Here is a 12,724-nt window from a genome sequence, read left to right as displayed (position 1 = left end):
CCGCAATTCAGGGAACGGTGTGGTTATGCTCCAAATGTTAATGCAGTGGTATCGTCGTCGTTTTAGCGACCCGGAAGCGATAGCGCTGCTGGTCATTTTAGTTGCCGGTTTCGGCATTCTGTTTTTCTTCAGTGGGCTGCTGGCCCCGCTTTTGGTGGCGATTGTTCTGGCCTACCTGCTTGAATGGCCTACCGTCCGACTGGAGCGCATTGGCTGCTCGCGGCGCTGGGCCACCTCCATTGTCCTGATCTTTTTTGTCGGCATTCTGATGCTAATGGCGTTTGTGGTGATGCCAGTGGCCTGGCAACAGGGCATCTATCTGATCCGTGATATGCCCGGAATGCTTAACAAGCTCTCTGATTTCGCCGCCACGCTGCCGCGTCGTTATCCGGCCCTGATGGATGCCGGAATTATTGACGCGATGGCGGAAAATCTGCGCACCCGTATGCTCGGTATGGGCGACTCGGTGGTGAAATATTCGCTGGCGTCGCTGGTCGGGCTGCTGACGCTGGCGGTCTATCTGGTGCTGGTGCCGCTGATGGTGTTCTTCCTCGTCAAAGATAAAGAGCAGATGCTGAACGCGGTGCGCCGCGTGCTCCCGCGTAATCGCGGGCTGGCGGGGCAGGTATGGAAGGAGATGAACCAGCAAATCACCAACTACATTCGCGGCAAAGTGCTGGAGATGATCGTGGTTGGGGTGGCCACCTGGATTGGCTTCATCCTCTTTGGCCTCAATTACTCGCTGCTGTTGGCGGTGCTGGTAGGGCTGTCGGTATTAATCCCCTACATCGGCGCGTTCGTGGTCACTATTCCGGTTATCTGCGTGGCGCTGTTCCAGTTCGGGCTCGGCACCGAGTTCTGGAGCCTGTTCGCGGTATATCTGATTATTCAGGGCCTCGACGGTAACCTGCTGGTGCCAGTGCTGTTCTCCGAAGCGGTGAACCTGCATCCGCTGGTGATCATTCTGTCGGTGGTTATTTTCGGCGGCCTGTGGGGTTTCTGGGGTGTATTCTTCGCCATTCCGCTGGCGACGCTTATCAAAGCGGTGGTTCACGCCTGGCCGGATACCGTGGCGGTTGAGAATACGGACTAAACGCTTCAGGGCTCACAGGGGCTGAGTAACAACGATGTTGAGAAGCCATTATTTAAAGGATTACACCGCGCAGCAGATAGTCCAGCGCGCGATGCGCATCATCCCCTACTCGGTTAACGTGATGGATGAACATGGGGTAATTATCGCCTCCGGGGAGCCTGCGCGTATTCAGCAGCGCCATGAAGGGGCGATTCTGGCGCTGAAAGAGAACCGGGTGGTCGAGATTGATTCAGCCACCGCCAATCAGCTGAAGGGCGTACGGCCGGGCATTAATTTGCCGATTTCCTTTAACGGGCAGTTGATTGGCGTGCTGGGCATTACCGGCGAGCCGGACAAAGTCAGAGCCTACGCCGAACTGGTGAAAATGGCCTCTGAGTTGATCATCGAGCACATGGCGCTTATCGAACAGAAACAGTGGGATAAGCGCTATCGAGAGGAGTTGATCAACAAGCTGATTCAGTTTGAAAACTCCCCGGAATCGCTGCAGTCGATGGCGGCATATCTGGGGATCGACCTGGCGCAGCCGCGGGTGGTGATGGTTATCGAACTGCGCCAGCCGGACAGGGAAGCGCTGCGCAATCTGATTGACTATTTCGATACCCGCGCCCGTGACCATCTGGTGACCTTCACCGATTTCAATGAGCTGATAATCATCAAACCTATCGTTCTGAAAAATGGCGAATGGGACGTCCGCCAGGAGATGAGCGCCCTGCAAAGCTTTAAGTCCTGGGCGACCTCCTCGGGCTTTAGCCGGATTATTATTGGCGGCTATTTCCCCGGCGATACCGGGCTGCACCGCTCGTTACAGTCAGCCCGCGCCACCCAGGCGCTGGTTAAACGGCAGAAGCTCAAAAATCAGTACGTTTTCTATCACGACCATGCGCTGCCTGCGCTGCTCGGCGGCGTGTCCGAGAGCTGGCAGGTGCAGGAACTGTCGCGTCTGTGGCTGCATCTGGTGGCGAGCGATCCCAAAGGCGTCCTGCAACAAACCCTGCGGGCATGGTTTGAGCAGAACTGTGACCTTACTCAAACGGCGAAGGCGCTGCACATTCACGTCAATACCTTACGTTACCGTTTGCAGCGTTGCGAAGAGATTACCCAGATAAAAATCAACGAGTTGAAGAATATGCTCTGGCTGTATATCGGCATGGAGCTGCAATGTGAATCTGTCGGATCCCACAATTTACCCCCCTCTTCGACGGCCAAAGTTCGTTAAAAGCGCCAGGTAAACCGTCGACGATCGTTCGCATACTGCGCCTTCACAACATGGAGGCGCAACGCATGACGTCGATATCCGCATTAGGAGCCATTGCTGCACTGGTGGTGGCCATTGTTTTAATTCTGAGAAAGGTTTCTCCCGCTTACGGCATGATGGTCGGGGCGCTGGTGGGTGGCCTGGTGGGCGGTGCAGATTTGTTGCAAACCGTGACGCTGATGGTGACCGGGGCGCAGGGCATCACTAACGCCGTGCTGCGTATTCTCGCGGCCGGGGTGCTGGCAGGCGTGCTGATTGAATCCGGTGCGGCCAACACCATCGCCGAAACGGTAGTGAAGAAGGTGGGCGAAACGCGGGCCCTGCTGGCGCTGGCTATTGCTACAATGTGCCTGACGGCGGTGGGGGTTTTCATCGACGTGGCGGTGATCACCGTGGCCCCGATTGCGCTGTCGATTGCCCGTCGGGCTTCGCTGTCAAAAACGGCCATTTTGCTGGCGATGGTCGGCGGCGGTAAAGCGGGGAACGTGATGTCGCCTAACCCGAACGCCATTGCCGCTGCTGATAACTTCCACGTGCCGCTGACCTCGGTGATGCTGGCCGGGGTGATCCCGGGCCTGTTCGGGCTGGCGCTGGCCTATCTGCTCGCAAAACGGCTGAGCAAAAAAGGCAGCCCGGTCACCGAAGACGAAGTGATTTCCCACGGCGACACGCGCGCAAAGCCGGGCTTTTTGGTTTCAATCAGTGCTCCGCTGGTGGCGATTGTGCTGCTGTCGCTGCGTCCGATTGCCGGGATTGCTATCGATCCGCTGATTGCGCTGCCGCTTGGCGGGCTGATCGGGGCGCTGCTGATGGGGCGCATTAAGCAAAGCAACCACTATATGACCGCCGGTCTGACGCGTATGGCGCCGGTGGCGATCATGCTGCTGGGCACCGGTACGCTGGCAGGGATCATCGCCAATTCGGAACTGAAGGATGTCCTGATTAACGGCCTGACCGCCTCGGGTTTACCGGCGTATCTGCTGGCACCGATTTCCGGGGCGATCATGTCGATGGCGACCGCCTCAACGACCGCAGGCACCGCCGTGGCATCGGGCGTGTTTGCGCCTACGCTGATTGAGCTGGGCGTTTCCGCCCTGGCCGGAGCGGCGATGATCCACGCCGGTGCCACGGTGCTCGACCATCTGCCGCACGGCAGCTTCTTCCACGCCACCGGGGGCAGCGTCAGTATGATCATCCGCGAACGTCTGAAACTGATGCCGTATGAAACGCTGGTCGGTCTGGCTATTACGATTGTTTCTACCCTGATGTTTGGCGTCTTTGGACTTGCAGGATAACCGTTATGAAAATTGTTATTGCCCCGGATTCATTCAAGGAAAGTTTGTCGGCGATGGCGGTTGCGACCGCCATTGAACAGGGATTTCGCCAGATTTACCCGGACGCACAGTACGTCAAAGTGCCGATGGCCGATGGTGGCGAAGGCACGGTGGAATCGATGGTGGAAGCCAGCGGCGGCCAGTATCAGCATCTGCAGGTGAGAGGCCCGCTCGGGCTGCCGGTACAGGCGCGCTGGGGACTGATGGGCGATGGCGAAACGGCCATCATTGAGATGGCCTCGGCGTCTGGGCTGCATCATGTGCCGATGGCGCAGCGTAATCCGCTGATAACCACCAGTTACGGCACCGGAGAGCTTATTCAGGCGGCGCTCGAGCGCGGCGTGAAGCGCATCATTCTGGGTATTGGCGGCAGCGCGACTAACGACGGTGGGGCAGGCATGATGCAGGCCCTCGGTGCGCGGTTGACCGATGCGCAAGGGCAGGAACTGGCACCCGGCGGTGAGGCGCTCAGCACGCTTACGAGCATCGACCTCAGCGCGTGCCACCCGAAACTGGGTGACGTGACGCTGACCGTGGCCTGCGACGTGAATAATCCGCTGTGTGGCCCGCAGGGCGCATCGGCGATATTCGGGCCGCAGAAGGGGGCGACGCCAGAGAGGGTCGACATACTCGAAGCCGCGCTGGCACAGTGGGGCGCCCTCATCGAACAGCAGACCGGGCGTGAAGTGCTGAACGCGCCGGGGGCAGGCGCGGCAGGCGGCATGGGCAGCGCGCTTCTCGGGCTGCTGAACGCCGAACTGCGGGCCGGGGTTGAGATTGTGGTCGAAACGCTCAAGCTTGAACAGGCAGTGCAGGATGCGGATTTGGTCATCACCGGTGAAGGGCGGCTCGATAGCCAGAGTATTTTCGGCAAGACGCCAATTGGCGTGGCGCGGGTGGCTAAGCTGCACGGTAAGCCGGTTATCGCCCTGGCCGGTGGCCTGAAAAACGATCACGAGGTGGTGTATCAGCACGGGATTGATGCCGCGTTTTCGATTCTGACCGGGGTGGTAACGTTGCCGGAAGCCTTAGAGGCGGCGGAATATAATCTGCGACTGACCGCCCGTAACGTGGCGGCGGTATGGAAGATGGCTGGTCATTGAGTTTGTGTGCCCGGTGGCGCCACCGGGCACACAGCTATCAGGCGTTCTCTTTCAGCCAGTTCAGCACCACGTCGTGGTGATTGCTGGTTTTGAAATTGTCGAATACGTGCTCGACTTTGCCATCGCCGTCGATCAGGAAACTGATGCGATGGATGCCGTCGTAGGTTTTACCCATGAAGGTCTTCTCGCCCCAGATACCAAACTGTTCGCAGACCTGATGGTCTTCGTCAGAGAGCAGGGTAAAATTCAGCAGTTCTTTTTCGGCAAAACGGGAGAGCTTTTCCGGTTTATCGGTGCTGATACCCAGCACTTCAACACCCGCTTTCTTTAACTCGTCCATATTGTCGCGTAAGCCACAGGCCTGCACGGTGCAGCCCGGAGTCATGGCTTTCGGATAGAAATAAACCAGAACGCGCTGTCCCTGGAAGTCGGTTAAATTTACTTGCTCACCGTCTTGATCGGCCAAGCTAAATTTCGGTGCGATGTCACCGGCTTTCAGTGGGGTCATTACGAAACTCCATCTTGTTCATCATGCTGTGAATAATTGACGATGTTTATACTGCCTTGCGCTTTCAGTTCTGTACACAGGTCTTTAAACGCTTGCTCGATCTTTACCGCATTTTGCGACATCGGACTGTGGGCGGTTACCTGAATAAACAGCTGCGGCGCGCGCTCTTTTTCACCCGGTTGGGTGCGGGAAACCAGCTCGGCGATGTTCATCCCGTGCGCGTCCAACAGCCCGGTGAAGCGCTCGATAATATGCGGTGAGTCAGGCACTTCCACCTGCACCCATACGGTGGAAGGCTGCGCCGGGCGTGGCTGTGCCGAGGTGCGCTTCATCACAATCAGCAGATCCAGTTCCGCCCCTTTTAACGGCAACGTAGATTCAATGAGGGTAATGGCATTCCAGGTGCCGGAGAGCAGCATAATAAAGGTAAATTCATCGCCGAGCATCGCCAGGCGGCTGTCCTCGATATTACAGCCGCAGCTACTGACGTGACGCGTGATGGTGTTTACGATCCCTGGGCGGTCGGCACCCAGCGCGGTAATCACCAAATAGTGATGTAGGGAGGCTGTCAAACCTGTTCTTCCTGTGAAAAGGGGAGGTTGCGTCTAGGAAAGCATAAAAAAAACCGGCATACAACATCCTGAGTGCCTCCGGTCTCTTGCTTTTATAACAAGACCAAACGTACCATTGAGGCTCTTGTCCGCACATCTGCACTGAGGATGGCCCATGTTCACGGGAAGTATTGTAGCGCTTGTCACGCCGATGGATGACAAAGGTCAGGTCGACCGCTCCAGCCTGAAAAAACTGATTGATTACCATGTCGCCAATGGAACCTCGGCGATTGTGTCGGTAGGGACTACCGGTGAGTCTGCCACTCTCAGCCATGACGAGCATGGGGATGTGGTATTGATGACCGTTGATCTTGCCGATGGCCGCATTCCGGTGATTGCAGGCACGGGGGCAAATGCCACCTCAGAGGCGATCAGCCTGACCCAGCGCTTCAATAACAGCGGTATTGTCGGTTGCCTGACGGTAACCCCATACTACAACCGCCCGACGCAGGAAGGCCTGTTCCAGCATTTCAAAGCGATTGCAGAACATACTGATTTGCCACAAATTCTGTATAATGTGCCGTCCCGTACCGGCTGCGACATGCTGCCGGAAACCGTAGGACGTCTGGCCAACGTAAAAAATATTATCGGTATTAAGGAAGCCACCGGGAACTTAAGTCGCGTTCACCAGATCAAAGAGCTGGTTTCAGACGACTTTATTCTGCTCAGTGGTGACGATGCGACCGCGCTCGACTTCATGCAGCTGGGCGGCCACGGGGTCATTTCCGTGACCACTAACGTAGCCGCGCGCGAAATGGCAGAAATGTGTAAACTGGCCGCCGAAGGTCGCTTTACCGAAGCGCGTGCGATTAACCAGCGTCTGATGCCGTTGCACAATAAATTATTTGTCGAACCCAATCCTATCCCAGTGAAATGGGCGTGTATGGAGTTGGGTCTTGTGGCGACCGATACGCTGCGCCTGCCAATGACCCCGATCACTGCCCATGGCCGTGACGAGGTGGCATCCGCGCTGAAGCATGCCGGTTTGCTGTAAAGTTTAGGGAGATTTGATGGCTTACTCAGTACAGAAGTCGCAGCTGGCAAAAGTTGCGGGTGTTTCGCTTGTTCTGCTGCTCGCAGCCTGTAGTTCGGATTCGCGCTATAAGCGCCAGGTGAGTGGTGATGAGGCCTATCTGCAGGCGCCGCCGCTGGCTGAACTTCACGCGCCTGCTGGCATGATCCTGCCGATTCAGAACGGCGACTACAACATCCCGGTTGCTCGCGGCGACGGTGCCACGGGTAAAGCGCTGGACATTCGTCCGCCTGCGCAGCCGTTAGCTCTGGTATCCGGGGCGCGTACCCAGTTCACCGGCGATACCGCGTCGCTGCTGGTCGAAAGTGGCCGTAGCGGTAACCTGTGGCCGCAGGTCGTGAGCATCATTCAGGGCAAGAATTACACCATCGACAAGCGTGATGATGCCTCTCAGTCTCTGACCACCGATTGGGTCCAGTGGAGCCGTCTGGATGAAGATCAGCAGTATCGTGGTCGTTATCAGGTCTCCGTCAAACCGCAGGGCTATCAACAAGCCGTGGTGGTGAAACTGCTGAATCTGGAACAGGCTGGCAAACCGGTAGCGGACGCCGCGTCCCTGCAGCGTTACAGCGCTGAAATGCTGAACGTGATTTCTGCGGGTCTCGATAAGAACGCGACTACCGCGCAGAACGCCGCGCAGAGCCGTGATGGGGCAACCTTTGACGTGCAGAGCGCTGCGGATGACACCGGCCTGCCAATGCTGGTGGTGCGTGGACCGTTCAATCAGGTGTGGCAGAAACTGCCAGCAGCGCTTGAGAAAGCGGGCATGAAAGTGACTGACAGCACCCGTTCTCAGGGCAGCATCAACGTCACCTACAAACCGTTGTCTGACAGCGGCTGGCGTGACCTCGGTGCAAGCGATCCAGGTCTGAGCTCTGGAGACTACAAACTCCAGGTCGGCGACCTCGATAACCGCAGCAGCATGCAGTTCATCGATCCGAAAGGACATACGCTGACCCAGTCGCAGAACGATGCCTTGGTAGCCGTATTCCAGGCAGCATTTAAGTAAGAAATAAAAGGGCTGGAGCAATCCGGCCCTTTTTTCTGTTATCATACGCAAACGTGTGCGTCGGCAGAAAAACCCGATTTTAATGTCTAATTTCCTACCCGGAGTATTGAAAGATGCAAAAGCAAGCTGAGTTGTATCGCGGCAAAGCGAAAACCGTTTACAGCACGGAAAACCCGGACCTGTTGGTGCTCGAATTCCGCAACGATACGTCAGCCGGTGATGGAGCGCGTATTGAACAGTTCGATCGTAAAGGGATGGTGAATAACAAGTTCAACCATTTCATCATGACCAAACTGGAAGAAGCGGGCATCCCGACCCAGATGGAACAGCTGCTGTCCGATACCGAATGTCTGGTTAAAAAGCTGGAGATGGTGCCGGTGGAGTGCGTTATCCGTAACCGTGCGGCGGGCTCGCTGGTCAAGCGTCTGGGCATTGAAGAAGGTATCGAACTGAATCCACCGCTGTTCGACCTGTTCCTGAAGAACGATGAAATGCACGACCCGATGGTGAACGAGTCCTATTGCGAAACCTTTGGCTGGGTCAATAAAGAAAACCTGGCGACCATGCGCGAGCTGACTTACAAAGCCAACGACGTGCTGAAGAAGCTGTTTGACGATGCGGGCCTGATCCTCGTCGATTTCAAACTGGAGTTCGGTCTGTTCAACGGCAAAGTGGTGCTGGGTGATGAATTCTCCCCGGACGGCAGCCGCCTGTGGGATAAAAACACCATGGATAAAATGGACAAAGATCGTTTCCGCCAGAGCCTTGGCGGCCTGATTGAAGCCTACGAAGAAGTGGCGCGTCGTCTGGGCGTTAAGCTGGATTAAGGCTAACGCCTTATAAACTAAGAGGATGCCTGGCATCCTCTTTTGTTATCTGCCTTGTTAACTATGGTAATTATCCGCTTAACCGCCTACGATCACTGTATCAGAAACACGAAATACAGAGGTTGTTATGCGTTGGCAAGGTCGTCGTGAAAGCGACAATGTAGAAGACAGACGAAACGATTCCGGCGGAATGCCCCCAATGATGGGTGGTGGGCGCGGCGGTTTTCGTCTCCCCAGCGGCAAAGGCGGAATTATTCTGCTGATTGTGGTGGTGGTCGCAGGCTATTACGGCGTCGACCTCACCGGCATGCTTACCGGCCAGCCAATGCAGCAACAGCAATCGACACAGCGCTCTATCAGCCCTAATGATGACGAAGCCGCTAAATTTACCTCCGTTATACTCGCCACCACCGAAGACACCTGGGGCCAGATTTTCCAGAAAATGGGCCGTCAGTATCAGCAGCCAAAGCTGGTGATGTATCGGGGCGCGACCCGGACCGGATGTGGCACCGGCCAGTCGGTAATGGGGCCGTTCTACTGCCCAGCAGATGCGACCGTGTATATCGATCTCTCCTTCTACGATGACATGAAAAACAAACTTGGCGCCGATGGCGATTTCGCCCAGGGCTACGTGATTGCGCATGAAGTCGGCCATCACGTGCAAAAACTGCTCGGCATCGAGCCGAAAGTGCGTCAAATGCAGCAGAATGCCTCGCAGGCTGAGGTTAACCGTCTGTCGGTCAAAATGGAGTTACAGGCGGACTGCTTCGCGGGTGTCTGGGGTCACAGTATGCAGCAGCAGGGCGTGCTGGAAGCCGGGGACGTACAGGAAGCGCTGAACGCTGCCGAAGCGATTGGCGACGATCGTCTGCAACAGCAGAGCCAGGGCCGCGTAGTACCGGACAGCTTCACCCACGGCACATCTGAGCAGCGTTACAGTTGGTTCAAACGTGGCTTCGACGGCGGCGACCCGGCGCAGTGCAACACCTTCGGTAAAACCGCGCTCAACTAAATCATGACCGACAGGGAAGGTTTTCTCGCGCTCAGCGCGACCATGAAAGCGCAGGGCATTCGTCGCCTGCTGGTGCTCAGCGGCGAGGCCGACTGGAGCGCGCAGCAGGCATCATGCCTGCGCCAGTGGCTGGGTGGCGATGGGCTTTTTGTCAGCCCGGACCCGCAGCCGGAACCCTACTGCGCGCCGTCGGCGCTCAAAACTCTGCTCGGGCGTGAGTTTGAACACGCCTTTTTTGATGCCCGGAGTGGCTTTGACGTCGCGGCCTTCGCTGCCCTCGCCGGAACGCTCACCGCAGGCAGCTGGTTGGTTCTTCTGGTGCCGGATTTCCGCCGCTGGCCGTTGGTGCCTGATACCGATTCGGTTCGCTGGAGCGACAGCGCCGCCGCCATTCCCGCCCCGCATTTCGTCCACCATTTCTGCCGTACCTTACAGGCCGATCCTGAGGCCCTGGTCTGGCAACAGCATCAGCCTTTGGTATTACCGGACTTTATCCCTCGTCCGCGCTGGCACGCGGCGAACGGGGAGCCGCAAGCCGAACAGGCTGAGATCCTCGCCGCCCTGAGCACTCTGCCGCCGGGCGTGGCGGTAGTAACCGCCGAACGCGGACGCGGTAAATCGGCACTGGCGGGAATGCACCTGCGTAAGCTCTCTACCCCGGCAGTCGTCACCGCTCCGGCGAAAGCCGCCACCGACGTGCTGGCCCACTTCGCCGGGGAGCATTTTCACTTTATGGCCCCCGATGCGCTCCTGGCTTCCACGGCACAGGCCGACTGGCTAATCGTTGATGAAGCCGCCGCCATTCCCGGCCCGCTGCTCGAGCGGCTGGTTAGCCGTTTTCCCCGCACGCTGTTGACCACCACCGTGCAGGGTTATGAAGGCACCGGGCGCGGTTTTTTGCTCAAGTTCTGCGCCCGCTTTCCACATCTGACCGCCTTCACTCTTAATCAACCCGTGCGCTGGGCCAGCGGCTGTCCGCTTGAAGCGTTTATCAGCCGCGCGCTGCTGTTTGACGACCACTTACCTGCGCTGTCGGCACCCGGCCCGCTTAACATTCAGCCTGTGGAACAAAGTGCCTGGGAACAGGCACTCGACCTGCCCACGGCAATGTATCGCCTGCTGAGTGCCGCGCACTATCGCACCTCGCCGCTCGATTTACGGCGGATGATGGACGCCCCGGGCCAGCATTTTATCCGCGCCGATGAAGGAGAGGCTTTGACCGGGGCGCTGTGGCTGGTGGAAGAGGGGGGCCTCAGCCCGGCGCTGAGCGAGGCGGTCTGGGCAGGCTTTCGTCGACCGCGCGGCAACCTGGTGGCGCAGTCTCTGGCGGCGCATGGCGGCAGCCCGCAGGCGGCAACGCTGCGTAGCCGACGTATCAGCCGGATTGCCATTCACCCGCAGCGGCAGCGCCACGGCATCGGCCAGCGAATGATTGAGTGCGTTATCGCCCGGGCACCCGACTGCGATTACCTGTCGGTCAGCTTTGGTTACACCGACGAGCTGTGGCGTTTCTGGCAGCGCTGCGGCTTTCGTCTGGTGCGCCTTGGCACGCATCGTGAGGCCAGTAGCGGCTGCTATACCGCGATGGCGGTTTATCCTCTCACAGCCGCAGGCCATCAGCTGGCAGACCGGGAACAGGCCCGCTTCGAGCGTGATGCGGCCTGGCTCGCTGTCTGGCGAGATGAGGGTATTCCGACTGCGAGTCCGCCGTCAGAGGCTATTCTTACAGAAGACGACTGGCGCGAACTGGCCGGGTTTGCCTTCGCCCATCGCCCGTTGATGGCGGCAATGGGCAGCCTCAACCGATTGATAACGTCGGTTGATTTACCGCTACCTGCGCTGAGAAATGCCCTTCAGCCACAAAACAGTCCGCTTTCAGTGCAGGGCGGCCGTAAAGCCCTGCTGGCGATGCAGCGCCAGGAAGTCGCTACCGCGCTGGAGTTTCTCGACGCAGACCGTTGCCGGACGCTGGCGGAACAGGTCAAAAACCTGCAATTTTTTTAACCAAGTCATTCAGTTAAATGTCATGGTGATTACCCTCCAGCGGCGTAAACTTTCGGGCAACAACGTAAGGAGATAACCATGAAACACGATCATTTTGTTGTGCAAAGTCCGTCGGCACCGGCGAAACAACTGCTGTTGCTGTTTCATGGTGTGGGCGATAACCCAGTGGCGATGGGACAGATTGGCAGCTGGTTTGCGCCGCTGTTCCCGGACGCGCTGATTGTTAGCGTCGGTGGCGTTGAACCGTGCGGCTCTACGGGTCGGCAGTGGTTTTCGGTGCAGGGCGTAACGGAAGAAAACCGTCAGCAGCGTGTCGATGCCATCATGCCGACCTTTATCGATACCGTGCGCCACTGGCAGAAAGAGAGCGGCGTCAGCCCACAGGCCACCGCGCTGATTGGTTTCTCGCAGGGGTCTATCATGTCGCTCGAAAGCACCAAAGCCGCGCCGGGTCTCGCATCACGGGTGATTGCCTTCAATGGGCGTTTCGCCACGTTACCGACACAGGCCAGCACCGCGACCACCGTGCATCTGATTCACGGTGGTGAAGACCGGGTGATTGATTTGGCCTATGCGGTAGCGGCTCAGGAAGCGCTCATCCAGGCTGGCGGCGACGTTACCCTGGATATCGTCGACGAGCTCGGGCACGCGATAGATGACCGCAGCATGCAGCTCGCACTCGATCACCTGCGCTTTACCGTGCCGAAGCACTATTTCGACGAAGCGCTCAGCGGCAGCAAGCCGCAGGACGGGGATATCGTTGAGTTTCTGTAAATGGAAAACGCTCAGGTGGATGGCTGGGCGTTAGACCTACCTGCAGTCAGCTATCAGACCCAATAAAAAAGGTTCATCGCGCCTTACCGGGGAACGCTGCTTTTATCTTCATAAAAAAGTAGTCGTTATCCCGGTATCCGTATGCCATTCGTTTTATCACT

12 protein-coding genes are annotated in these 12,724 nt (G+C 57.7%); 10 read left to right on the top strand and 2 right to left on the bottom strand.

The window, feature by feature from the left end; translation table 11 throughout:
* The first annotated feature begins 25 nt into the window (after positions 1–25).
* The 4 genes from ACG0Z5_RS09370 (at position 26) to ACG0Z5_RS09355 (ending at position 4,785) form a co-directional block, all read left to right on the top strand.
* Complete coding sequence (locus ACG0Z5_RS09370; RefSeq protein WP_394446683.1) at positions 26–1,093, top strand: AI-2E family transporter; 1,068 nt, start codon at positions 26–28, stop codon at positions 1,091–1,093.
* A 34-nt stretch (positions 1,094–1,127) separates the two neighbouring features.
* A complete protein-coding gene (locus ACG0Z5_RS09365) occupies positions 1,128–2,309 on the top strand; it encodes a sugar diacid recognition domain-containing protein (protein WP_394446680.1) in 1,182 nt (393 codons plus the stop codon).
* 65 nt (positions 2,310–2,374) lie between these two features.
* Positions 2,375–3,643 carry a GntP family permease gene (locus ACG0Z5_RS09360; RefSeq protein ID WP_394446676.1) on the top strand — a complete coding sequence of 423 codons (1,269 nt, stop codon included), beginning with the start codon at positions 2,375–2,377 and terminating at the stop codon, positions 3,641–3,643.
* 5 nt (positions 3,644–3,648) lie between these two features.
* On the top strand, positions 3,649–4,785 hold the full coding sequence (locus ACG0Z5_RS09355) for a glycerate kinase (RefSeq protein ID WP_394446675.1): 1,137 nt from the start codon (positions 3,649–3,651) through the stop codon (positions 4,783–4,785).
* A gap of 37 nt (positions 4,786–4,822) precedes the next feature.
* Here the strand turns inward: ACG0Z5_RS09355 and bcp are convergent, their stop codons facing one another.
* Together bcp and ACG0Z5_RS09345 are read right to left on the bottom strand one after the other, a co-directional pair.
* Complete coding sequence (gene bcp / locus ACG0Z5_RS09350; RefSeq protein WP_394446674.1) at positions 4,823–5,293, bottom strand: thioredoxin-dependent thiol peroxidase; 471 nt, start codon at positions 5,291–5,293, stop codon at positions 4,823–4,825.
* A complete protein-coding gene (locus ACG0Z5_RS09345; protein ID WP_394446672.1) occupies positions 5,293–5,865 on the bottom strand; it encodes a glycine cleavage system transcriptional repressor in 573 nt (190 codons plus the stop codon). Before ACG0Z5_RS09345 ends, bcp begins: the two co-directional genes overlap by 1 nt.
* Before the next feature lie 154 nt (positions 5,866–6,019).
* Here ACG0Z5_RS09345 and dapA point away from each other — a divergent pair, with 154 nt between their 5' ends.
* The 6 genes from dapA to ypfH all read left to right on the top strand — a co-directional run bounded on the left by dapA (position 6,020) and on the right by ypfH (position 12,563).
* On the top strand, positions 6,020–6,898 hold the full coding sequence (gene dapA / locus ACG0Z5_RS09340; protein WP_319628043.1) for a 4-hydroxy-tetrahydrodipicolinate synthase: 879 nt from the start codon (positions 6,020–6,022) through the stop codon (positions 6,896–6,898).
* Between the two features lie 16 nt (positions 6,899–6,914).
* Positions 6,915–7,946: an outer membrane protein assembly factor BamC gene (bamC, locus tag ACG0Z5_RS09335; RefSeq protein ID WP_394446670.1), complete on the top strand. Its 1,032-nt coding sequence runs from the start codon at positions 6,915–6,917 to the stop codon at positions 7,944–7,946.
* Between the two features lie 113 nt (positions 7,947–8,059).
* Entirely contained in the window at positions 8,060–8,773 is a 714-nt protein-coding gene (gene purC / locus ACG0Z5_RS09330) for a phosphoribosylaminoimidazolesuccinocarboxamide synthase (RefSeq protein ID WP_394446668.1), read from the top strand.
* A 127-nt stretch (positions 8,774–8,900) separates the two neighbouring features.
* Positions 8,901–9,785 carry a neutral zinc metallopeptidase gene (locus tag ACG0Z5_RS09325; protein WP_394446666.1) on the top strand — a complete coding sequence of 295 codons (885 nt, stop codon included), beginning with the start codon at positions 8,901–8,903 and terminating at the stop codon, positions 9,783–9,785.
* 3 nt (positions 9,786–9,788) lie between these two features.
* Entirely contained in the window at positions 9,789–11,789 is a 2,001-nt protein-coding gene (locus ACG0Z5_RS09320; protein WP_394446664.1) for a tRNA(Met) cytidine acetyltransferase TmcA, read from the top strand.
* Between the two features lie 78 nt (positions 11,790–11,867).
* Positions 11,868–12,563, top strand: coding sequence for an esterase (ypfH, locus tag ACG0Z5_RS09315; RefSeq protein ID WP_394446662.1), 696 nt, complete (start codon positions 11,868–11,870; stop codon positions 12,561–12,563).
* Positions 12,564–12,724: the final 161 nt, after the last annotated feature.

The organism is Scandinavium sp. M-37 (assembly GCF_043558715.1).
GTDB lineage: Bacteria > Pseudomonadota > Gammaproteobacteria > Enterobacterales > Enterobacteriaceae > Scandinavium > Scandinavium vulneris_A.
This window is presented reverse-complemented; position numbering and strand designations above follow the sequence as displayed.